The 22,341-nt window shown below is 35.3% G+C and carries 23 protein-coding genes and 2 pseudogenes; 2 read left to right on the forward strand and 23 right to left on the reverse strand.

What is annotated here, in order from left to right; all coding sequences use genetic code 11:
- Positions 1–87: 87 nt before the first annotated feature.
- The 8 genes and pseudogenes from ACQKNI_RS08265 to ACQKNI_RS08300 all read right to left on the reverse strand — a co-directional run bounded on the left by ACQKNI_RS08265 (position 88) and on the right by ACQKNI_RS08300 (position 7,180).
- Entirely contained in the window at positions 88–309 is a 222-nt protein-coding gene (locus ACQKNI_RS08265) for a YneF family protein (RefSeq protein WP_001123317.1), read from the reverse strand.
- A gap of 78 nt (positions 310–387) precedes the next feature.
- On the reverse strand, positions 388–828 hold the full coding sequence (gene sirA, locus ACQKNI_RS08270) for a sporulation inhibitor of replication protein SirA (RefSeq protein WP_088229978.1): 441 nt from the start codon (positions 826–828) through the stop codon (positions 388–390).
- Between the two features lie 156 nt (positions 829–984).
- Positions 985–2,985 (reverse strand): transketolase, encoded by a 2,001-nt coding sequence (gene tkt, locus ACQKNI_RS08275; protein ID WP_098252584.1) that lies wholly within the window; start codon positions 2,983–2,985, stop codon positions 985–987.
- Between the two features lie 223 nt (positions 2,986–3,208).
- Positions 3,209–3,690: pseudogene (locus ACQKNI_RS08280) on the reverse strand (coproporphyrinogen III oxidase).
- A gap of 88 nt (positions 3,691–3,778) precedes the next feature.
- The gene (gene phnE, locus ACQKNI_RS08285; RefSeq protein WP_088229981.1) at positions 3,779–4,582 is read right to left on the reverse strand and encodes a phosphonate ABC transporter, permease protein PhnE; all 804 of its coding nucleotides are present in this window, start codon (positions 4,580–4,582) and stop codon (positions 3,779–3,781) included.
- Entirely contained in the window at positions 4,582–5,376 is a 795-nt protein-coding gene (phnE, locus tag ACQKNI_RS08290; protein WP_088229982.1) for a phosphonate ABC transporter, permease protein PhnE, read from the reverse strand. The genes phnE (ACQKNI_RS08285) and phnE (ACQKNI_RS08290) overlap by 1 nt, the downstream gene beginning before the upstream one ends.
- Positions 5,373–6,146, reverse strand: coding sequence for a phosphonate ABC transporter ATP-binding protein (gene phnC / locus ACQKNI_RS08295; RefSeq protein WP_088229983.1), 774 nt, complete (start codon positions 6,144–6,146; stop codon positions 5,373–5,375). The genes phnE (ACQKNI_RS08290) and phnC overlap by 4 nt, the downstream gene beginning before the upstream one ends.
- Before the next feature lie 95 nt (positions 6,147–6,241).
- A complete protein-coding gene (locus ACQKNI_RS08300; protein ID WP_088229984.1) occupies positions 6,242–7,180 on the reverse strand; it encodes a phosphate/phosphite/phosphonate ABC transporter substrate-binding protein in 939 nt (312 codons plus the stop codon).
- 179 nt (positions 7,181–7,359) lie between these two features.
- Here ACQKNI_RS08300 and ACQKNI_RS08305 point away from each other — a divergent pair, with 179 nt between their 5' ends.
- Positions 7,360–8,949 carry a bifunctional metallophosphatase/5'-nucleotidase gene (locus ACQKNI_RS08305; protein ID WP_427282308.1) on the forward strand — a complete coding sequence of 530 codons (1,590 nt, stop codon included), beginning with the start codon at positions 7,360–7,362 and terminating at the stop codon, positions 8,947–8,949.
- A 42-nt stretch (positions 8,950–8,991) separates the two neighbouring features.
- Here the strand turns inward: ACQKNI_RS08305 and ACQKNI_RS08310 are convergent, their stop codons facing one another.
- Together ACQKNI_RS08310 and ACQKNI_RS08315 are read right to left on the reverse strand one after the other, a co-directional pair.
- Positions 8,992–9,231: a DUF896 domain-containing protein gene (locus ACQKNI_RS08310; RefSeq protein ID WP_088229986.1), complete on the reverse strand. Its 240-nt coding sequence runs from the start codon at positions 9,229–9,231 to the stop codon at positions 8,992–8,994.
- A gap of 45 nt (positions 9,232–9,276) precedes the next feature.
- Positions 9,277–9,933, reverse strand: a complete 657-nt coding sequence (locus ACQKNI_RS08315) for a YneB family resolvase-like protein (protein WP_088229987.1) — start codon at positions 9,931–9,933, stop codon at positions 9,277–9,279.
- Positions 9,934–10,074: 141 nt separating this feature from the next.
- On the opposite strand from ACQKNI_RS08315, the gene lexA reads away from it, so the two are divergent.
- A complete protein-coding gene (lexA, locus tag ACQKNI_RS08320) occupies positions 10,075–10,695 on the forward strand; it encodes a transcriptional repressor LexA (RefSeq protein WP_000413735.1) in 621 nt (206 codons plus the stop codon).
- A 96-nt stretch (positions 10,696–10,791) separates the two neighbouring features.
- Here the strand turns inward: lexA and ACQKNI_RS08325 are convergent, their stop codons facing one another.
- The 13 genes and pseudogenes from ACQKNI_RS08325 to ACQKNI_RS08385 form a co-directional block, all read right to left on the reverse strand.
- Positions 10,792–11,595, reverse strand: coding sequence for a DUF4097 family beta strand repeat-containing protein (locus ACQKNI_RS08325; RefSeq protein ID WP_427282309.1), 804 nt, complete (start codon positions 11,593–11,595; stop codon positions 10,792–10,794).
- Entirely contained in the window at positions 11,596–12,138 is a 543-nt protein-coding gene (locus tag ACQKNI_RS08330; RefSeq protein ID WP_098883116.1) for a DUF1700 domain-containing protein, read from the reverse strand.
- Positions 12,131–12,454 (reverse strand): PadR family transcriptional regulator, encoded by a 324-nt coding sequence (locus ACQKNI_RS08335; protein ID WP_140417307.1) that lies wholly within the window; start codon positions 12,452–12,454, stop codon positions 12,131–12,133. The genes ACQKNI_RS08330 and ACQKNI_RS08335 overlap by 8 nt, the downstream gene beginning before the upstream one ends.
- Positions 12,455–12,682: 228 nt before the next feature.
- Entirely contained in the window at positions 12,683–14,482 is a 1,800-nt protein-coding gene (locus ACQKNI_RS08340; protein ID WP_098883115.1) for an ABC transporter ATP-binding protein, read from the reverse strand.
- Positions 14,483–14,493: 11 nt separating this feature from the next.
- Complete coding sequence (locus ACQKNI_RS08345; protein ID WP_098883114.1) at positions 14,494–15,681, reverse strand: nucleotidyltransferase domain-containing protein; 1,188 nt, start codon at positions 15,679–15,681, stop codon at positions 14,494–14,496.
- Between the two features lies 1 nt (position 15,682).
- Entirely contained in the window at positions 15,683–16,156 is a 474-nt protein-coding gene (locus tag ACQKNI_RS08350) for a lasso peptide biosynthesis B2 protein (protein WP_088229993.1), read from the reverse strand.
- Positions 16,157–16,192: 36 nt separating this feature from the next.
- Complete coding sequence (locus ACQKNI_RS08355; RefSeq protein ID WP_088229994.1) at positions 16,193–16,501, reverse strand: lasso peptide biosynthesis PqqD family chaperone; 309 nt, start codon at positions 16,499–16,501, stop codon at positions 16,193–16,195.
- Positions 16,464–17,435, reverse strand: coding sequence for an aldolase (locus tag ACQKNI_RS08360; RefSeq protein ID WP_098883113.1), 972 nt, complete (start codon positions 17,433–17,435; stop codon positions 16,464–16,466). Before ACQKNI_RS08360 ends, ACQKNI_RS08355 begins: the two co-directional genes overlap by 38 nt.
- A gap of 79 nt (positions 17,436–17,514) precedes the next feature.
- Positions 17,515–17,640, reverse strand: a complete 126-nt coding sequence (locus ACQKNI_RS08365; RefSeq protein ID WP_427282310.1) for a paeninodin family lasso peptide — start codon at positions 17,638–17,640, stop codon at positions 17,515–17,517.
- A gap of 25 nt (positions 17,641–17,665) precedes the next feature.
- A pseudogene (locus ACQKNI_RS08370) lies at positions 17,666–19,594 on the reverse strand (asparagine synthase-related protein); the annotation flags it as partial.
- Between the two features lie 295 nt (positions 19,595–19,889).
- Entirely contained in the window at positions 19,890–21,038 is a 1,149-nt protein-coding gene (locus tag ACQKNI_RS08375; RefSeq protein ID WP_427282361.1) for an aminotransferase class I/II-fold pyridoxal phosphate-dependent enzyme, read from the reverse strand.
- 16 nt (positions 21,039–21,054) lie between these two features.
- Positions 21,055–21,687 carry an acetyltransferase gene (locus tag ACQKNI_RS08380; protein WP_098252569.1) on the reverse strand — a complete coding sequence of 211 codons (633 nt, stop codon included), beginning with the start codon at positions 21,685–21,687 and terminating at the stop codon, positions 21,055–21,057.
- Positions 21,684–22,298 (reverse strand): sugar transferase, encoded by a 615-nt coding sequence (locus ACQKNI_RS08385; protein WP_098252568.1) that lies wholly within the window; start codon positions 22,296–22,298, stop codon positions 21,684–21,686. Before ACQKNI_RS08385 ends, ACQKNI_RS08380 begins: the two co-directional genes overlap by 4 nt.
- Positions 22,299–22,341 lie beyond the last annotated feature (43 nt).

Below are 22,341 nucleotides of genomic sequence, written 5' to 3' on the forward strand. Positions count from 1 at the left end.
GTTTACCAAAAATACAGAATTTTTAAAAGTTTTGAATTCTATAATCAATAAAAAGAAAAGACACTCTTAGCGAGTGTCTTTTAGCGCTTATTTCATTTGTTGCTTGTTCATCGCGCTCATCATTTGATTGATTTTCTTTTGGGAAGGTTTTTGTCCCATTTGCATCATCATCATTTTTAACATTTGTTCGTTAATTGGTGGATTTTTTTGTAAGTAATTCATCATGTATTTGCGGGCAATGAAAAATCCTAACGCCACGCCTGCTACTAGTGCTACTACGCCCACTAGAATACCTAACCAAATTGGCATATATTTTCCTCCTTCATGTTGTCTACCTTACAGTGTACTAAAACCTTTTCAATAAGACAAGATACAATTCGACATTTTTTACACATATGTTCGTACTTGTTTTAGAGGATTCAGCCATCCGTACTTTGTATTTTCATAATCCATAGCTAAAAATGTTAATTCACACTTTCGAAGCACCTCAAAAAACGTCGTTTCCATAGAGACATTTCCAGAGGTATTCATACGAATATAGTGTGGTTTCACCATTATTTCGCCATATTCGGCTCCTGTAAAAAGTGTATGTGTATGATGTGTTCTATCATATCGACCAAGAGCACGTAAAGCTTGCTCTAATTTATGATGAATTTTCATTACTTGTAATGGCATCGTTATATACATCATTTGTTTGTATAACACTTTTTTCTCCGAAAGGGACCCAGATTCTGAAAATCGAGCAAATAAATCAAAAAATAAATATTCACGACCAAAATAAGCTTTCGCAATATCCTCTTGAATTAAATACAATTCATACGTTTTCATCTTCAGCCTCCCAATCTGGACAACCTTTTCTCTTCATTATATAGAAGAAAATTTGCAATGATTGTCTGACTGCGGAGAGATAAAAAACTTTTTCTGTCGAAAAAACTCATTTACATAGAAAAACCTCTCCATGCCGGAGAGATTTTTCTGAAATCATTAAAGCATTTCTTTTACTTTACGAACAACGTTCTCTACAGTAAATCCATACTCTTCCATAATCTTCTCACCAGGAGCAGAAGCACCGAATGTATCGATACCTAGCACATCTCCTTCAAGACCTACGTAACGGTGCCATCCGAATGTAGCACCCATTTCGATTGCGAAACGCTTCGTTACTGCTTTTGGTAATACAGATTCTTTGTACTCAGCAGTTTGAGCTTCAAAGCGATCCATAGATGGCATGCTGACAACAGATGCGTCAACACCGTCTACTGCTAATGCTTTTTGTGCTTCAACAGCTAGACTTACTTCAGATCCAGTTGCAAGTAAGATAACATCAGCTGTTTCTTTCTTGCTTGCAGAAACTACATATGCACCTTTTGCTACTTTTTCATACGTATCGTCTTTTGCACCTTCTAATGTTGGAAGATCTTGACGAGTTAATACTAAAGCAGTTGGTTTGTTTGTAGATTCTAAAGCTAGTCTCCAAGCTGCAACAGATTCGTTACCGTCAGCTGGACGAATAACAGAAACATTTGGCATTGCACGAAGCGCCGCTAATTGCTCAACTGGTTCATGTGTTGGACCATCTTCACCAACAGCGATACTGTCGTGTGTGAATACATACGTTACTGGCAATTGCATTAATGCTGCAAGACGAATTGCTGGACGTAAGTAGTCAGAGAATACGAAGAACGTACCACCGTAAGTTTTTAAACCGCCATGTAGCGCAATACCGTTCATTGCTGCACCCATTGCGAACTCACGTACACCGTACCAAATGTTTTTACCGCTGTAATCTTCTCTTGTAAAGTCTTTTTCGTTATTCATGTATGTTTTATTAGAGCCAGCAAGGTCAGCAGATCCACCGAAGAATGATGGTACAGACTCTGCAATTGCATTAATTACAGTACCTGAAGAATTACGAGTTGCTGCTTTTGATCCTAATTCATAAGTAGGTAAACTTTGCTCCCAACCTTCTGGAAGTTGACCGTTCATTGCCGCTTGGAATTCGTTTGCTAATTCTGGATATGCTTGTGCATATTCGCCTAACATTGTGTTCCAAGCTGCTTGCGCATTTTCACCAACATCTTGTACTGTTTTGCGGAAGTTGTCATATACTTCTTCTGCAACATGGAAGTCTTGTTCAGCAGTCCAAGCGTATGCTTCTTTCGTTAATTTTGTTTCGTCTGCACCAAGTGGAGAACCATGTGAAGCTGATTTTCCTGATTTGTTTGGAGAACCGAAACCAATTGTCGTTCTTACTTCAATTAGCGTTGGGCGTTTTTCGTCAGCTTTCGCTTCTTCAATTGCTTTTGCGATAGCTCCAATATCGTTTCCATCCTCAACACGGATTACTTGCCATCCGTATGCTTTGTAACGATCTTCTACACTTTCAGAGAATGAACGATTTAAATCGCCATCTAATGAAATATCATTTGAATCGTAAAGCACAACAAGGCGACCTAATTGTAAATGTGCAGCTAATGAAGATGCTTCAGCAGAAACGCCTTCCATTAAATCTCCATCACCACAAATAGCGTATGTATGATGATCTACTACATTATACGCATCACGATTATATTTAGCAGCTAAATGTCTTTCAGCCATTGCCATACCTACAGCTGTTGCAATACCTTGTCCAAGTGGACCAGTAGTTGCATCTACACCTGCTGTATGACCGTACTCAGGATGTCCTGGAGTTTTGCTTCCCCATTGACGGAAGTTCTTTAAGTCATCCATTGTTACATCATAACCAGATAGGTGAAGTAGGCTGTATAATAACATTGAACCATGACCTGCAGATAATACGAAACGATCACGGTTAAACCACGTTGGGTTATTTGGATTGTGTTTCATAAATTGAGTCCATAATGTATAAGCCATTGGTGCTGCACCCATTGGCATTCCTGGGTGACCAGAGTTTGCTTTTTCAATCGCATCGATGGATAATGTGCGAATCGTGTTGATAGAAAGTTGTTCGATTGAATGTGACATGCTATTCTTCCCTTCGCTTATATTAGTAAACGTTTTATACATTTATATGATAGCTTCCCACGCAAGATTATACAACATGTATCGACAAATATGTTGATGTTTTTTTGATTTCCCATAAAAAAATCAATGATTCCAGGGATGTATGGGCATTCAATATGACATACTTTTTTATTGTTTTTATTTTAAAAAGAAAGGAAATTATCTGTATATTTATTCATCATTTTCAAATTCCATAATGCAAAATATATCCTTCCGCATTTTTCACTCTGCGAAGCAAACGAATAAAAGACTCTATTTCTAGGCATAATGTATCTCGATTAAATACATATTTTTCATATTTTCCAGCAGTATCATTTTCATTTTCCCATTGAAACTGTCCTGTCAGTTCGATTGTTTCTGGCGCTAAAGAAAACATGCTAATCAGTAAAGAAAATAACTGTTCTGCTACCACTGCCCCTTTCTGTTCAATTTTTGTAATACCATAATAATGAATTCCAAATCCTTCTGCTCTTTTAGCAGGGTAATAAACCGGAATCCAATGGATAACATCTAATAGATACACGATTAGCTCATCGCTTAATACAACACATTCCTCTATCGTCGCCTCTTCTTTATACAAGAAACAATCTTCAATCCAATTCACACCTTCAAGATCCAATCCTTTTTTTCAAATGAAACAAATACAAATTCATGTTGTAAAGCCAAAATATCCCCCCTGTTATTCAATGATTTCCAAATTAATTACTTTATATTATACAAAAGAAGCACCTTCTATAGGTGCTTCTAAAATCATTTATACGAGTTTCTTCCGAATCGAACTTGAAATAAAGTCAATGATAATTACCATTAAAATGATGCCTAATAAAATAATTCCTACGCGGGACCAATTCCGTGAACTTAAAGCAAAAATTAGCGGTGTACCAATACCCCCTGCTCCAATAACGCCTAATATTGTAGCGGATCGCACATTAATTTCAAACCTATATAACGTATAAGATAAGAAGTCAGGTAACACTTGTGGGAATACCGCGTACCAAAGAATTTGAAAACGGTTTGCTCCTGTAGCAATTAGCGCTTCGGTCGGTCCCTTATCAATATTTTCGATTCCTTCCGAATACAGCTTTCCTAACATCCCGATAGAATGCAATCCTAAAGCTAGTACTCCAGCGAAAGAACCTGGACCGACAGCTTTTATAAATAAAAGTGCCATTACTAACTCAGGAAATGTACGGACAAAACTAAGTACAAACTTCCCAGTTCCTGAAGTTAATTTTCCACTACTCATATTTGTTGCTGCCCAAAAAGCAAATGGCACTGATAAAAAGGCGGAAATAAATGTACCTAATATCGCAATAGCCAACGTATCAATTAAACCATGTAATAAATCTTCTCCATCTGGCAAGGATACATACGACCAATCTGGATTCAATACCCCTGTCATAATTGCTTTTGTAATTTCTCCCGCGGTATTCTTTATTCCCTCTAGCGGTACTCCTGAAAAGGCCCATACATATATAACCGCAAGTGCTATAAAAATAATCCAGCGATACACACTTGGTTTCTTTCGTTTTGGTATGATCATCGTCGATTCACTCATTATAATTTCTCCCGCAACAATGTACTTATATAATCAATTAACAATACAACAACAAGAGTATAAATAATAATAGAAGCAGTTTGTTGATATTGTAAAAATCCAAGTGTACGATCATAATACAATCCAATGCCCCCTGCCCCTACTAACCCTAATACAGCAGCTGCACGGACATTCACCTCAAATGTATAAAGTACATATGAGACAAAATGCGCTTTCACTTGCGGAACTACCCCATAAACAATCCACTGCACCTTATTAGCTCCTACAGCTGTCATCGCTTCTAACGGTCCAGGGTCAATTGCTTCAATGGACTCATACAACAATTTCGCTACGAGCCCAACTGAAAAACAAGTAAGAGCTAAAATGCCTGGAAGTGGTCCTATTCCAAAAATCGCCACAAAAATAGCAGCTAATAGTAAGTCTGGTATCGTTCGTATAAAATTTAAAATCAAACGAGCTGGACTGTACAAAAACACATTAGTAAATACATTACTTGCCGCAAATAGTGCAAGTGGTATAGCTAAAATTGCTCCTAAAGTCGTCCCAACAATCGCCATACGTATCGTATCTAACATTGCCGTTGTAATTACTTGAAAATAACTCCAATCTGGCGGCACCATTTCCTTCAATAAATCGATCATATTAGGAAAACCAATTACTAGTTTTGAAAATGATGCATCGACCTGGACACTACTTCCCCACAACATTACAATAACGAGAATAACCGTTAGCATATGTTTCAATTTACTCGGCGGCTTCGGTATCGATTTCGAGTACATCGTCACGCCACTCATTTAGCCGCCACCTCTAATAATTCATTTTTCTGAGCTACTTCCCCATATATTTCAGCAAATTTTTCGTCCGTTGCCTCATCTACCAATCCATCAAAAACAATTTCACCCGCGTGTAATCCAATAATACGAGTAGCATATTGCCTAGCTAAATCAATAGAATGCAAGTTTACAATTGTCGTAATTCCAAAATCTTCGTTAATTTTTTTCAAATCATCCAGCACTTGCTTTGTTGTAAGTGGGTCTAACGATGCAACAGGTTCATCCGCCAATATAATTTTCGCTTCTTGCGCCAATGCTCTAGCTATCGATACACGTTGCTGTTGTCCTCCTGATAATTCATCAGCCCGTGCATATGCCTTCTCCAAAATATTCACTCTTTTTAACGCCTGAAATGCAAGTTCCAAATCTTCTTTTGGAAACAACCCTAACGTTGTGCGCAGTGTCGAATGATATCCAACACGGCCAGCTAATACGTTTTTCAATACCGTTGATCGCTTTACTAGGTTAAAACTTTGAAAAATCATACCAATATCCCGGCGCATACGTCGTAATCCTTTTCCTTTTGCAGCGGTAATAGACTCCCCTTCAATAATGATTTCTCCCTCTGTAATCTCATGAAGGCGATTTACTGATCTAAGGAGTGTAGATTTTCCAGCACCAGACAGTCCTACCATTACAACAAACTCGCCTTTTTGAATTTTTAAACTTATATTATTTAATCCTTTTGTACCATTCGGATACACTTTGGAGACATTCCGAAACTCTATCACACCTATTACCTACTTTCAATATATTATCAGTAACCTAAAAACGGCAAACTAACTGGAACCACACACTTTCCAGTTAGTCGCCATTTCCATATGTATTATTGTGTTTTTACTTTCTTTCCATATTCACGAACGATATCAAATTTACTATCATCAGATTTAACATATCCTTCATGTGAGTATACTTCTTTAATAATTTTGTGACCTTCCTCACTCTTTCCAATTTCAATGAAAGCATCTTGTAATTTCTTACTCCACTCTGCATCTAAATCTGAGCGTACAGAAATTGTATCGTTTGGAATTTTCTCTGTAAATTTCACTATTTTCGTTTGATCAAATATATTCGGATAATCTTTTTTTACAATGTTACGCGCATCTTGGAATACAACAGCCGCATCTACATCACCATTTAAAAGAGCAATAAGAGACTGATCGTGACCTTTTAATGTAACAGGTTTCACATCTTTCAACGGATCAATTCCTTCTTTTAACAGCACCGCTGCCGGCCATACGTACCCTGCTGATGATGTCACATCTTGATAACCAATTTTTTTACCTTTCAAATCTTTTACACTATTGATATTAGAATCTTTCTTAACAACAAATTCAGATTTATAAAAATCTACTAAATCTTTTGTAGGAGCCCCTGTTTCATCCTCTACTCCAAAACGTTGTGCCTGTAAAATTACATTTGCAGCCTTTTTCTCATGTGCTAACACATATGCTGTTGGAGGTAAGAAACCTACATCTACCTGCTTAGATGCCATCGCTTCTACAATTGTATTGTAATTCGTTGAAATACTAACTTTTACCGGAATGTTTAATTTATCACTTAATAACTTTTCTAATGGTTTTGCCTTAGCTTCTAACGTATCTGCATTTTGAGAAGGAACAAATTGAACATTTAACGTCTTTGGTACATACCCTTTTTTTGTGTCTTCACTTTTACTTGCACTTGATTCCTTCGTTCCACAGCCACTTAATAATCCCGCTGCTAGTACAACTGTTGTGCTCATTGCAAAAACTTTTTTCAACATGTTAATGCCTCCATTTTTTGTTGTTATAAAATAACCTTCCATAAACATGAAGAAATATATCACACTTTTTTACAAAAAATTGCCTATTTACATAATTTTTACACACTCTATACATTCACATTAAAATTCTCTTCATATTTTTGATATGATTAACTTAAAGATAACAATAGAAAAGGTGAATGATGTTGAATCAAAATCAAATTGTAACTTTAAACATCTTATTAACGAGTGATATACATGGTACTGTTTATCCAATTCACTACCAAAATAACTCGCAAGCAGAAATTGGTTTAGCTAAAATTTCTACTCTTATAAAAAAAGAACGTTTCCAAAATACAAACGTTCTTTTAATTGATAACGGTGATTTCATACAAGGAACACCATTTACTTATCACTACGCTACATACGAAAAAAATAGGAAAAACCCAATGTCCTTATTGGCCAACCATTTAAGTTACGATGCTGCAGTGATCGGAAATCATGAATTTAATTATGGAATGGATATATTAAATAACGCTGTGGCTACCGCAAACTTTCCGTATCTATCAGCTAATATTTTGGATAAAAATAGAAAAGAACCTTATTTTGGAAAACCCTATATGATACAACATGTCGAATCCAATATAAAGGTTGCTATATTAGGAGTAACGACACATTACATCCCAAACTGGGAACAACCCCTTCATATTCAAGACTTACATTTTGAAGACGCACTTGAAACTACAAAAAAATGGGTTTCTTACATCCATGAACACGAAAAACCAGATTTAGTAGTCGTAGCCTATCACGGAGGATTTGAACGTGATTTACAAACTGGAGAACCTACTGAAGTTTTAACAGGTGAAAATCAAGGATATGCAATGTGTCATGAAATTGAAGGGATAGATATTTTATTAACAGGCCACCAACATCGAGAACTTTCTCAAACTTTGGATAATGGTGTAACTATTTTACAGACTGGATGTAATGGGCAATCAGTTGGAAAAATAACCGTAACCTTTAAAAAAATGGGTCAGACGTGGGTAAAAAAAGAAAGTTATTCAGAATTATTGACGGTACAAGGAATTGAGGCAGATCCAGATGTTCTTTCCTTAGTATCTGATTATGAAGAGAATACACAAAAGTGGCTTGATCAACCTATTGGAATCATTAAGGGGGACATGCAAATTTCAGATGCTATGCAAACTCGTTTACAAGACCATCCATTTATTGAATTTATAAATAAAATACAAATGGATATAGCTAATGTTTCCATTTCTTGTACAAGTTTGTTTCATAATGCATCTCCCGGTTTCCCGGAATATGTAACAATGCGGGACATCGTTTCTAATTACATTTATCCAAATACATTAAAAGTGATTCGTGTAACTGGAGCAGATATAAAAGATGCTCTCGAACTCTCCGCTACCTATTTCATTTTAAATGAGGATGGAAATATAATCGTTAACCCTGCATATATAGAACCAAAGCCTACACACTATAATTATGATATGTGGGAAGGGATTTCATACGTATTAAACATTTCAAAACCAATTGGTGAAAGAGTAGAATCTTTACAGCATAAAGGCACCCCTCTTCATATGGATGGAGAATATGACGTTGTTATGAATAATTATCGTGCAAGTGGTGGTGGAAATTTCTTTATGTTTCAAAATAAGCCAGTAGTAAAAGACATACCTACAGATATGTCTGAACTTATCGCTAACTACATCTTGAAGCATAAAAGGATAGAAGCAACGCAAAATAATAACTGGAAAGTTATTAAATAACGAATTTAACAATTAAAAAAGATGGGCGAATTCGCCCATCTTTTAGTTTAATTTTTCATTATCTTGCTTTTTTAAAGCTTTTAATTTCGTCGGTGTAACATCTGTACCTTCTTCGTTAACAACTTTAATCCCTTTAAGTTCATTTAACATATTTTGACGAAATCCTTTTAAATATTGTTCACGTAGCGATTGACGCTCACGTTGTTCTTCTTCAGTTAAACCTTCAGCTTTTGCTTTTTTCGCTAAGAAGTTAATGCGTTCAACGAGTTCGTGATTAATCATCTCGAATCCCCCTTCTAATCAAAACTGATTATTATCATACAATAGTTACTCTTCTTTATCAAGCAATTGCTTTGTATACTCTACATATCTACGATGTACAGTCGCTTTTGAAACATTATGACCAAATCCACGAAGCGTTGCCGCAATTTCTTCGAAAGTCAGTTCACTTTTGCGTAAACGTACAATTTCTTCAATTGGCACCTCTTTTTTCTCTCGGCCTACGCTTAAATTACGATTTTTTAAATTATTTTCTGGGCGATAGCCTTTTTCTACTGCGCGCTGCATGCCACGTTTAATTTTCAAGTTATGAATCTTTCTTTGATACTCTTCAACAATCCCGATTATATCTAACACCATCGAATCAGAATCCGAAAGCTGTAATTCACCACTATGAGTATGTGTATACACTTTTATTCCCTCTTTATGTAAACAGTGCATTAATGCAATCTTCGCATTCCCTCTACCAAGGCGCGTTTCATCTTGTATAAGTAGCACATCAATTTGTTCATCTCGAATTGTATCCAGCACTTCTAATATACCGTCACGTTCAATGGTATAACCACTAGCCTGCTCTTCAATTACTTTTATAACATTCATTTGATAGCGCTCAGCTAAATGCAATAATTCATCTTTTTGACGTAATAATGATGTTTCCTGTGCTTCTTTTGTTGTACTCACACGTGCATAAATAATTGCATTCATTTTGAACCCCTCTTTCTCGCTATATTTTCCCTCTAGTGTAACATAAATTCGCCTTTTGTTCGAACTTATGTTTGTAGAATGTTTTTTCGCATGTTATACTTATTAATAAGAAAAATGAAAGAAAACGAGGTGTTAGAAAACATGGAAAAGTTAACAAAACGCCAGCAAGACATTCTCGACTTTATTAAGCTAAAAGTACAAGAAAAAGGATATCCACCTTCCGTACGTGAAATCGGTCAAGCAGTCGGCCTCGCTTCTAGTTCTACAGTGCACGGACATTTATCACGACTAGAAGAAAAGGGATATATTCGACGCGATCCAACAAAACCACGAGCAATTGAAATTTTAGGTGACGATCGAATGGATGCAGAAACACAATCTGTTATTCAAGTTCCAATCATCGGAAAAGTTACTGCTGGATTACCAATTACAGCGGTTGAAAGTGTAGAAGATCACTTCCCACTTCCGGCTAGCATTGTTGCTGGAGCAGATCAAGTGTTCATGTTACGTATTTCTGGAGATAGTATGATTGACGCTGGTATATTTGATGGTGATTTAGTTGTTGTTCGCCAACAACAGTCTGCATACAACGGTGAAATTGTAGTGGCTTTAACAGAAGACAACGAAGCAACTGTTAAACGCTTTTATAAAGAAAAAGACCACTTCCGTCTACAACCGGAAAACTCTTCATTAGAACCTATCATTTTAAAACAAGTGTCAGTTATCGGAAAAGTAATTGGTGTATATCGTGATTTACATTAAAAAATAATAAAAGAAGATAATTACCTTATTTATATAGGTAATTATCTTCTTTTTATATTTTGATAGAATTCCATTCAAAAACGCACATATTATTTATTAACGTGTTTCTATAGTAACATCTCCAGCAGCTGTTTTACCGTTAATCTTTGTACTCCCATTACCAATTATTACGTTTCTATTTTCCTCATTAAAAATCGTTACATCTCCAGCAGCACTTTGCCCACTTATAACTGCATTTTGTGGTTTTTCCAATAAAGTAATATCTATGTCTCCAGCGGTTGAACTTGCCTCTAAATCATATTTAGAATCATGGTCAATAATCTCTACATCTCCACTAGCTGTTTTCGCTGTCACTTTCCCTATTACTTTTTCAAAATTCACCTCACCAGCTTTTGTAGATCCCTCCACATTCTTAGCTGTTACATGTTTCAACTCCACTTCTCCAGCAAGTGTCTCCACTCTTACACGGTCACTTTTCACATCACTAATTTCTATTTGTCCAGCGGATGATTTTACTTTTATCTCTTGGTAAAAACGTTCAGGTACAAATATAGTTACTGTAGGCGTTTGAAATCTGAAATTGTAAAATGAAAAATCAAACGAATCACCATTTTCTCTTCCTCCTATAATTTTTAATGCGTCACCCTCTTCAACAATACGAATCTCCTGTTTTCGCACATCCCCTGTTTGCTTTACATAAAAAGAGGAGTCTGGAGATTTTTGGATAACAACATCTCCAGCAGCCAAATCAACTTCTACGTTTTTTAACGCTTCGTTTTTAATAACATCTTCCTTATTTCCCGCCTCGACATTTGCTACTGCTTTTTTATATGTTTGCGAAATCCCTATTACTCCAACAATGATACAAGCGATAGCTACTAACAGTATTTTTTTCATCATCTACTCCCCTTTTATCATTTTGAAGTTCCATATGACATATCGTACGCATAATTTCTTAAACCACTTCGTACTATAATAAGCAATAATACATAACAACAAACCTACTCCAACAAATGTTATACTAACGAAAAGATCTAACCATATAAAAGTGCCCATAAATACTTTTACAATAACGAAAAACGGTGTCACTACACTAGCAATACCACCAACCCAAAAGGAAAATATAAAAGCGATAATTGCAACTAACGGGCCTAACACAATAATAAAATTAAACAAACTAAGTCCAATCGCTGCCATGACAGCTCTTGTCACATTTGAAGTCGACGGATCTTTTTTCATCTCATCAAATCGATACATCGCTAGCAATTCTTTTGCAATTGCTTTCGGAGAACCTAGCCCTTTTATTATTTCCGATTCACTTTTCCCTTCTTCTATTCCGAATTGAAAATGCTCTTCATAATCAAACAAAATATCCTGCCGCTCTTCTTCTGGTAACTTTCTAAGCTGATTCGATAACTCTCTAAGAAACTGTTCTTTATTCATCCCAATTCACCCCTTCAATAATTTCTTGTACACCTTTCGCAAAATCTCGCCACTCTGTTACCAATAGCTTAAGTTGCATCTCCCCTTGCTCTGTTAACTGATAATATTTACGAGGTGGCCCCTCTGTAGACTCTTTTAAGTACGTTTGAAAATATCCCTCTTTCGTTAAACGACGCAATAATGGATACACAGACCCTTCCGATATTAAAAATTTATTTGAGATTTGCTGAACAAGTTCATAACCATAACTATCTTTACGTTTCACAAGTGCCAAAACACATAGTTCTAACACACCTTTTTTAAACTGAACGTTCAATTGCAATCCCCCTTTCTTACCTTAGTACTGTTCAATACACGGTAGCCCTTTTATCCATAATATACCACTTGGTACTATCTATTGCAAGGTACCTATTTATATTTATTTCCTAAATTTAGAAAACGCACAAATAAAAGCCCGAATAAGATCTTGTTATAACTGACCTTTACTCGGGCTTTTATTCGATTCGAACTGTATGAACACAAAACTTCATTCACTCTTGCTCCTCTATGAACCAACTTCCATTTGTGAGCCCAATAAATTTCGAAACACACCTTTCCTCTCCTTAGCCAATTGATTAAATTCACCTTTTTGTACAATTTCACCTTTCCCTAACACAATAACTTGATCTGCGTTGCGTATAGTAGATAAGCGATGTGCAATAACAACGATAGTCATCGTTCCTTTCAATCTTTCTATTGCTGATTGAATTTTCACTTCATTTTCAGTATCTAACGCACTCGTAGCCTCATCTAATACTAAAATCGACGGTTTTCTTAAAATGGCCCTAGCTAATACAAGTCGCTGACGTTCACCACCTGAAAGCCTCACCCCACGATCTCCAATCAACGTATCAAGCCCCTTTGGTAGCATTCGTACAAATTCAGTTGCTGCCGCAAATTCTAATGCAGACCAAATTTGTTCTTCACTTGCATTCGAATCAATCATCAATAAATTTTCTCTTATACTAGCATTAAATAAGAACGGATCTTGTGGTACATAGCTAATAGCTCGCCTTAATGACAATAAATTATCAGTTGTAAGAAGAGTACCATCTATTAATACTTGACCTTTTTCTGGTTGGATTAATCCCATTAACACATCAATTAATGTACTTTTTCCAGCACCAGAATGCCCCACAATGGCCGTCATACTATTTATAGGAATTTGCACATTAATATTTTGAAGTGCATATAAAGATTCTTGCTTATTATAACGAAAGTAAACATCCTTACACTCAATACCTTGTTTTATACAAATCGGCTCAATATGTTTTTGCTGATGTATATCCTGCATTTCAATCGCTTCCTTACATTCCTCTTGCAACTCCCATAATGACTTAAAAGCAGGAATACTTGCAGCCAGTTGTTCTAAATTTGATTGAATTGTCATGAATCTCGGCCATAGTCTGGAAAAGATGAGGATGATTAATAGTAATTGGGTAGATTGCGCTTGAAACATACTTACTGATAATAATAAAAAAAATGCAATTAATATAGCCATTGAAACTTTATAAAACAATTGAGAGTTCGATCTTATTCTCATATACTCTATTTGCTCATTACTCATCTTTTCTGTTATAGATTGTAACCAATCTAAACGTGATGATTCCAAAGTATTACTCTTTATATCTTTAATTCCATTAAAATGATCTGTTATACCAGAAAGATAATCTTTTGCCAATTCTGAGGTCTTACCGCCTAGTATTCGTGCTTTTTTTATAAAAACACGAGAAGCTACCAAGAATAATAAGCCAAAGACCAAAACAAATATAGTTATTTGAGGAGATAATAAAAACGCAATCCCCACCTGTATAAATGTAAACAGAATAGCAGCTAACAATTGTAAAATTAAATTAACCCCATAACTTACACGAGCTAATTCTGTAGTTAATATATTTATTAGATTTGTTTTCCTTTTCTCTAGAAAAAAACTCCACTTTGCTTTTAAAATCATACTATATGTTTCTATTCTTAATTCTCGTACAAAAGCTTGTTGCGTTCTCGCATCCCTTAGCGTTATATTTCTTTGTAGTAAATTTTGACCTAACACTATTAGTATATATATACCTAAAATAGAAGCTAGACTTGTTATTTCAGGAAAATCCTGCAAAAATCTAGAGACAGGTGCAATAAAAGTAGTCTCTTCGCCTATATTAATTATTCCAGTCATACTTATCATAGGAATTAATAAAATAATACCTATCCCTTCAAGTAAACTTATTAAAACCATACCAAATAAATTCACATACAGTATGTTTCCCGCTGAAGAATATAATTTCTTCATAAAATATATAATATGATTCATCGATGTTCCCCCTATAACAAAGCAAGCTTCTTTGTTTTCCTCCAAAGACATAAAAACGGACGTAAAGGAAAATATAAAAAATGAAGAAATTTAGGTAACGGTAATGTTTTTGCATCAATTGGATAAGGATATAATTGGCTCATAATATATAAAATCTTTTGGTGATTAGACATTAGTGAAAATAAATGTCGACTATGATAGATAAATACTTCTTCTGGGACAGGTTCGGTATGCAAATTTATCATTTGCTTGAAATAAAACAGCGCCTCTTGAGCTAGCTGCTTTGAATGTTTTTTCGCTACTAATCCCATCATCCTTTCATCTAGTCGTACACCTAGCAATTGAGCTGCTAAAATTAATGCTTGTCCTCCTAAATGAAGCATGTGATATTTTCTCATTAACTTATGAATCTCACTCCAATTAAGTTCTTGATCGACAATTTTTTTTATATCTACTAACCAGCGTAATCTGGACCAACCATGTCTAGCACCATGAGATACAAGAAATAAAAATAAATCTTCCTCCCCTAACATATATACAGAATTACTCGTAAGGGTACTTTTTCTCTTTCGCTTCCAAAGTTCTTCAAACCCAGGTTCCTTACCCGGTCCAGGATTTAACCTCCAATGAATCTCAAGCTTAATCTGCTTTGTTGGATGAAAAAATGTTATATGATGATGCCTCCATTTCCAATCATTTAATATCGTTTGAATATAATCATCTTTTACATACCCCTGCTCTAAAAGTAGCATTTCTAATTTTTCTAAATTTTGCATCGGAATTAGAACGTCCAAATCACAGGATGTTCGTAAAGAAATATCCCCATATAAGTCCTGAGATAGTACAGGTCCTTTTAGAAAAATCATACGAATCTTATTTTCATTACATAATTTATTTATTCGTTCCATTTCAGCACTTAAATAAAGCATGTGAAATGTATTTTTTTTATATTTTCTATTCAAGGTTTGTACAATATGTGAAGGAATTAGTTCCTCATCCACCTGTTTAAGTTTTTGATATATCACCGGATAAACGCGATGATGCACAGCTTGCTCAAGAAATACCTCCCAATCAATACCCGAAAACCATTCATTACTGTATGTTTGTACTGTTTCGTCATCTTGTAACTTCAAAATTGCAAAAAGAAGTTTCAATTCCTTAGACATGAACTCTACATTCAGACCAAAATCTTTCTCCATTTTATTCTCCTTTAATAGTGTCCTCACTTAGCCTCTTTGCAAATGATCCAACGACAGTAAATTTCTCCATTCCTTCTGATCCAGTAACATAAAAAGAACCGCTCCGTAGCCATGCATGCGCAATTAATTCCCCATGACTATCCTTAGCAGTTCCTAAATAAAGAGTACTCTCAATGTGACGTTTTTCGAGCATTTTCATCCCAGCTATAGCTTTAACAAGACACTGACTTTCCCAAAAAGTATAACGACTCATAATAGAGATAGCTTCAGACACCTTCTTTAGTGTATCCCCGTGTGGCTGAATTTGTGAAACTGATGTTTCGTTCATGTAATCCCCTAAAGAAGGTGCAACTTTGGAAAAGGTAATACTTTTTAGTACACGCGCCCACCCTAAAAAAATAAAAGCCTCTAAAAATAAAAGCTTTGTTTCCATGCTCAGCGATAAAAATACCCTTAACCTTTTCACAATATTCATTAATCCCTTCCTAACGGTTCTCTTGAAATTATGAATCTATCTATTAGATTGATCTTTTATTTGAATTAAACCTTCTTGTAATAAACACTCTAAAAAGGACAGAACTTGCTCTTCACAATCTTTTCGTTCAATTTCATAGTTAGATACTAACATAGTAACAAGCTGATTAATTTTTATCGGCTTTTCAATACGCTCCCATATTTCTCCGCCTATTTCACCTAAGTTATAATAATTTCCTTTTTGGACATTTAACATAACTTTTTCTCCATCCATATCACTTACTATATTACCTTCACTCTGTACAACATTATGTTCTAATGATATGTTTCTCGAATGAACAACCATCAACCATACTCCCTTTCTGTATAGTATTTAGAATAACTTGCACAAGCTCATGAGCTGTAAATTTCGAATCCGGGCGTCTTAATTGAAACATCTCCATTCCACTTGCAACATTAGATGAAGTTTCAAAATGCCATTCCATCAATCCTAATTTAGAAATCAAAGAATTTCTAAAAGTATGTTGGTATAACTTGTACAAGCGTGTGAGACCTTCTATACGGATCATCTCAATATCTTCTCCCTGTGTTTTTACTAATTCAATAACACCAGCAAGAGGTAATGGATCGGGGAAAAATTGAGAATTCACAGGAACAGCATACTTCGTTTCTCTTTCAAACAAAGGGCTAAATTGCGCTACTTCCATTCCTAACTCATTTATGCTCTCTTGCCATAATTTTTGTTGTGCATAAGAAGGATGAACTACTGCATTATTTTTATTCAAAAGAGACACAGCAACTACATCATCACTTAAAAGTTGATATCCTGCATTCAAAAAAGCCGAGGCTAACGTTGATTTTCCAGCTCCTGAATCACCAATTAATGCATACGCTTTCCCATCTATGGCGATTACACTTCCATGCAATGGAAGTATTTTCCGTTGCATTAAAATTGCCCCCATACAAGTTCCCAGAATGTATAATCGAATTTTATCTTCTTTCGCCTCTGGCATAGGTGAAAAAGTAATTTTCTCGCCCGCTTGGATAGAAAATATTGCAGTTTGAGGAACATGAAACATCACTACATCATCTTCCACTACAATGTTTTTTTGTTGTGATTCGTCATATCTATCCCACCGTTCAGATAAATCAGTTATTTCGATTTGAACATCTGCCATCTCTTTCTTTTCATTCAGCTGAGACAATTCGGGTAATGGGATTTCACTTACTATTTTTAACCCGAAGGCTTTGTATAACACATTTCCCATCGAATCAATCATCCTATTCACCCCACATTGTCAATTTTTTTGAAAGCTCTTATATAATAAAACTATATAAGAGCTTTATTTTTCCAATCACTTAACTATACTTCACTGGATCATCTGGATCAGGTTGAACTGCGTCAGGAACTTTATGTCCTGGACCCGCCATAGTCATATTAATATTAAGTACTTCTAATACAGGTTGTTTCCATTCCTTTTTCATACGTATCACCTCCTTTCATATTAATTTTTTTTATAAATCGATAGAAGATTAAGCTACGCATTAAAATTCTAAAATCTAAATCAAATGCATACTCTGGTCGAGGTTCTTTACATATTTTTGAGATAGCTTTCTTAATTACCTCTACATTTAGAAATTCAGAGATTATTGGATCTACACTAAGTTCTTGAACTTCCTCAATAAATTCATTCCAAAAAGGAGCCATACGGTAAACACCATCTGCACCTTGAACACCTCGGACGCGTTGATTTAATCGTACTTTATCAGGAAGAAAGTTTTTTGTTGCTCTCCGGATAAGAGATCGATCTAAACCATTTTGAACATACTGCTCTTCCGGGACTGATAAACAAAATTGAATAACCCGCAAATCATTTGTAGGATCACGATCCCATAAAGCATAACGTAACGATAATTTCGTTTCATACGTTCCATTTATACTCCAATAATATGGTTTTTCAAATTGTTCTCTTTTCATGTCATATGCAGTTGAGATAGAGGTACCTGTTATATCAACATCCTGTTCTTTGAGCCTATCAAAAACATTCATTTTTTTTGCAAATTCCGGATTGATTATGATAGGAAAAACATCTTGTTCCTCTGAAGAAAGTAACTGATGAAAAAACGGAAAAGCTTTTCTTCTTACCACTTCAAAAACACGTGCTTTTTTCACTCCTAGATTTCTACTATATAAATGTAGTTCACGATAAAAACGAATCCAATGTAATTTTTTTAACAGCATTGCCTGGTAATCTAACATAGGCCCCCACGATACTGTCCAATTACCTCTTTGGCCGCTAAGGAGTACTCCTATGTCACGCTGAGATGCTTTTTCATAAACTCCACTCAACCAAAAAGTATTCTCAAAAAATTTATATGGCATCTCCATTGTTTCTAGCCAATCATCAATTTCCGATAGTGGGCTTCTCTCCGGCAATTCTAAATAATAATCCCGTATATTCCCTACATGCCCTACAGTTGATTGAATAAAAGGTCTTTCATCAGCTATCCTACCTTTATGTGTCCAATCTTCAAATCCTTCTACTGGAACATAACTAAACGTATGTAATTTTTTATTTTCAGCGCGTAAATCTTTTGCAGCAAAACTAACGACAGACCCTGAGTCTAGCCCTCCGCTCAAATGAGCTCCTACTTCGTGATGTGTTCGTAAACGTGCCTTCACTGCACTTTGATACACCTCTCGAAACGCCTCTTCATACTCTTCATTTGATTTTAAATTAAGCATTTTCCCAGCAGTTGGTATATAGTATCGCGAAAATTTGACTTTGCCATCCTTTACCAAAACAGTGTGTGATGGAGGCACCTGTTCTATATATTTATAGACTGTTAGCTGTGGATCTACTGACTCGAAATTTACAGGTATAGCTAAAAATTCAGCAATCCATTGCTCATTCAATGTTTTTTCAACATATGGTAGAGTAAATAACGGCTTTATGATAGTACAAAAAGCAAATTTATTCTCACTACGATAAAAATAAAGTGTTCGGCTCCCAGAAAAATCTCTAGCTCCGAACAGAATTTGTTTTTTCTCATCCCAAATCATAAAGGCAAAATCGCCCACCAAATATTTTGGAGCCGCTTCCCCCCATTTCTCATAAGAGAGTAAAATTAACTCGCTATCTGTCATGTTTTTTCTATCTGCATAATCTACTTGTAATTTTTCAAACAACTCATAACGATTATCAATAATAGCATCTGCTGTAATTGCCAGTTGTTTTTCATAATTATAGAAAGGTAATTGCTCACCAACTGACTCTGGTGTAATCCATTGTGCGTGACATCCCAGAAAAGCGTTTTCTTTATGCCATATTTGAATATCATCAGCAGGGTACTTTTGTAAGTCACTCATTAATCGTGTGCCATGTTCCATTGCTACAGGTTCATTATTAAAGTGAATAATACCAGTTATAGCGCTCATTTTTCCCCTCCTATTATAGGAAAAGTTACTACAAATACTATTTATATATTAAATTCGTTAAACGTACCCCTTTTCCATTCTTTTTAACGAACAAAAACACTTATTTTATTACCTTCTTAACTACATGCTTTAATTCATTTTTAAATTAAGTTTTAGATACTTAAAACCTAACACTGTACCCTTTTCATGTCAATTCAAACTAGATACTCCCAAACGACTTTCACAAAAAATTCATTATAAAGAACAAAGGGTAGGACGTATACAATTCTCCACTTTTACTTACTTTTTATTACTTTCATTCTATAGCTTTTAAAACGCCTTGAATGACCCTTTGTTGATCTTCAACTAACATATTAGATCCTGAAGGCAAACAAATCCCACTTTGAAATAGATGCTGCGACACATCTTCATTTTTGCTATGCGGATAATACTTCTTCTTTTTAAAGAGCGACTGCGTATGAAGTGGCTTCCACATAGAACGCGCTTCAATATTCTCTACCTCTAAATCCCTCAATAATTTTCCAATAGAGATCCCGGATTCCTTTTCATCAATTGTCAATGTAGTGAGCCAACGATTTGAACGAGTATTTTCTAATTCCGGCATAAAATAAAATCCTGGTATGAAAGATAGCGCCTCATAATATCGTTTATATATAGACCTTCTAGCCCTCACCCTATCTTCTAACACTTCTAATTGTCCTCTTCCAATACCAGCTAATATATTACTCATTCGATAATTATACCCTACTTCACTATGCTCATAATGTGGTGCTGGATCCTTTGCTTGTGTCGCTAAAAATCTCGCTCTTTCTAATGCTTCCACATCATCAGAAACAAGCATTCCACCGCCCGAAGTTGTAATAATTTTATTTCCATTAAATGAATACACACCAAACTTTCCGAATGTACCACTTGCTTTACCTTTATATGTAGAACCTAAAGATTCTGCTGCATCCTCAATTATGGGAACATCATAGTGATTACAAAGCGAAAGAATTTCATCTAATTTCGCACTCTGACCATATAAATGAACAAGAATAACAGCCTTAGGTAATTTCCCTGCTTTATCAGCATCATGCAACGCAAGTGCTAGAGCTTGCGGTGACATGTTCCATGTTTCCGATTCTGAGTCAATAAATACCGGTTCAGCTCCCAAATAAACAATCGGATTTGCACTCGCTATAAAAGTGAGACTTGAACAAAAAACAGTATCCCCCTTTTGAACGTTTAATAATCGTAAAGCTAAATGAATGGCAGCAGTACCTGAACTCACCGCAGCCCCACCTTTAACTCCTACAAAAGAAGCAAGTTCTCTTTCAAACCCATCTACATTTGGACCAAGAGGTGCAATCCAATTTGAGTCAAAGGCATCTTTTATATATTTCTGTTCATTTCCGCTCATGTGTGGAGAGGAAAGATAGATTTTCTCTTTATTTTTTATCATCATTCTTCATCTCCTCTCAATTTACTACATTAATAACTTTGGCTGGAATACCAGCCGCAGTACAATTAGATGGAAAATCATTTATGACAACAGAACCAGCTCCAACAATAGACCACTTACCAATTTGAACACCTGGAATTATAGTAGCTGATGCTCCTATATGTGCCCCCTCTGCTATAGTGACAGAACCTGTAAGTGTAGCATGTGGTGAAATATGAACAAAATCATCAATTATATTATCATGTTCTATGATTGAGCCCGTATTTATAATAGTATGGTTACCGATGAAAGTATCCGCATTAACAACCACATTTGGCATAATTACCGTTCCGTTTCCTATATTAGCATTTGAACTTATAATAGCTGTTTTATGAATTAAAGTAGCATATATGCTACTTTGTTGATTTAATATGTCTGCAATTTCCCTTCTTATTTTATTATTCCCTATAGCAATCACGAGCTTTACATCATTAAAATTATTGATAATTTCCCTTGCATCTGCAATTGCTCCAAAATAAAGATTATCTACAATATTTATACCTGTATACAAATCATCTAAATAACCTACTATTTCATATCCTTCATTTGATAAGATTATATCCCTCACAACCTTGCTATGCCCACCACATCCTATTATTAAAATTTTCATTTTCCCTCCCCCTTTATTTCTATTTCCCCTCCAGTAAATCGCTCCATTGTTACATGCCCTACATGATTTATTCCCTCTGTTTTAAATACTTTTAATATTGTAAGTACAATTATTTTCAAGTCTAATAAAAAAGAATGATTCTCCACATACCATACATCCAATTCGAATTTTTCTTCCCACGTAATCAAATTCCTACCATTTATTTGTGCCCATCCCGTAATTCCTGGTTTTACATTATGCCTTTTAGCCTGTTTACTAGAATATAGGGATAAGTATTCCATCAATAATGGTCGTGGACCTACTAAACTTAAATCCCCCCTTACAACATTTATAAGTTGAGGTAACTCATCCAAACTATATTTTCTAAGAATTGCCCCAAAAGCAGTCAGTCTATTTTGATCTGGAAGTAATTCTCCATCACTACCCTTCTTATCTAGCATCGTTCGAAACTTATAAAGATTAAACGGTTTTCCATGTAGTCCTGGACGCTGTTGTTTAAACAGTACAGGAGACCCTAATTTCAGCCTAACTAAGATTGCTATAACAAGAATAGGAAACAAACATACAAATAATAACAATAAAGAAATACATACATCAAAAATTCTTTTCATGTACTATCCCCCTTACTTATTTACGTTTAATACTCCTAACTTT

The sequence above is a fragment of the Bacillus sp. NPDC094064 genome, assembly GCF_050279585.1.
Lineage (GTDB): Bacteria > Bacillota > Bacilli > Bacillales > Bacillaceae_G > Bacillus_A.

Bases quoted from the DNA above. Each gene is read 5' to 3' on its own strand.
- ACQKNI_RS08265 (WP_001123317.1), bottom strand. From the start codon at position 309: ATGCCAATTTGGTTAGGTATTCTAGTGGGCGTAGTAGCACTAGTAGCA.
- sirA (WP_088229978.1), bottom strand. From the start codon at position 828: ATGAAAACGTATGAATTGTATTTAATTCAAGAGGATATTGCGAAAGCT.
- tkt (WP_098252584.1), bottom strand. From the start codon at position 2,985: ATGTCACATTCAATCGAACAACTTTCTATCAACACGATTCGCACATTA.
- phnE (WP_088229981.1), bottom strand. From the start codon at position 4,582: ATGAGTGAATCGACGATGATCATACCAAAACGAAAGAAACCAAGTGTG.
- phnE (WP_088229982.1), bottom strand. From the start codon at position 5,376: ATGAGTGGCGTGACGATGTACTCGAAATCGATACCGAAGCCGCCGAGT.
- ACQKNI_RS08300 (WP_088229984.1), bottom strand. From the start codon at position 7,180: ATGTTGAAAAAAGTTTTTGCAATGAGCACAACAGTTGTACTAGCAGCG.
- ACQKNI_RS08305 (WP_427282308.1), top strand. From the start codon at position 7,360: ATGATGTTGAATCAAAATCAAATTGTAACTTTAAACATCTTATTAACG.
- ACQKNI_RS08310 (WP_088229986.1), bottom strand. From the start codon at position 9,231: ATGATTAATCACGAACTCGTTGAACGCATTAACTTCTTAGCGAAAAAA.
- ACQKNI_RS08315 (WP_088229987.1), bottom strand. From the start codon at position 9,933: ATGAATGCAATTATTTATGCACGTGTGAGTACAACAAAAGAAGCACAG.
- lexA (WP_000413735.1), top strand. From the start codon at position 10,075: ATGGAAAAGTTAACAAAACGCCAGCAAGACATTCTCGACTTTATTAAG.
- ACQKNI_RS08325 (WP_427282309.1), bottom strand. From the start codon at position 11,595: ATGATGAAAAAAATACTGTTAGTAGCTATCGCTTGTATCATTGTTGGA.
- ACQKNI_RS08330 (WP_098883116.1), bottom strand. From the start codon at position 12,138: ATGAATAAAGAACAGTTTCTTAGAGAGTTATCGAATCAGCTTAGAAAG.
- ACQKNI_RS08340 (WP_098883115.1), bottom strand. From the start codon at position 14,482: ATGAATCATATTATATATTTTATGAAGAAATTATATTCTTCAGCGGGA.
- ACQKNI_RS08345 (WP_098883114.1), bottom strand. From the start codon at position 15,681: ATGGAGAAAGATTTTGGTCTGAATGTAGAGTTCATGTCTAAGGAATTG.
- ACQKNI_RS08350 (WP_088229993.1), bottom strand. From the start codon at position 16,156: ATGAATATTGTGAAAAGGTTAAGGGTATTTTTATCGCTGAGCATGGAA.
- ACQKNI_RS08355 (WP_088229994.1), bottom strand. From the start codon at position 16,501: ATGGTTGTTCATTCGAGAAACATATCATTAGAACATAATGTTGTACAG.
- ACQKNI_RS08360 (WP_098883113.1), bottom strand. From the start codon at position 17,435: ATGATTGATTCGATGGGAAATGTGTTATACAAAGCCTTCGGGTTAAAA.
- ACQKNI_RS08365 (WP_427282310.1), bottom strand. From the start codon at position 17,640: ATGAAAAAGGAATGGAAACAACCTGTATTAGAAGTACTTAATATTAAT.
- ACQKNI_RS08375 (WP_427282361.1), bottom strand. From the start codon at position 21,038: ATGATAAAAAATAAAGAGAAAATCTATCTTTCCTCTCCACACATGAGC.
- ACQKNI_RS08380 (WP_098252569.1), bottom strand. From the start codon at position 21,687: ATGAAAATTTTAATAATAGGATGTGGTGGGCATAGCAAGGTTGTGAGG.
- ACQKNI_RS08385 (WP_098252568.1), bottom strand. From the start codon at position 22,298: ATGAAAAGAATTTTTGATGTATGTATTTCTTTATTGTTATTATTTGTA.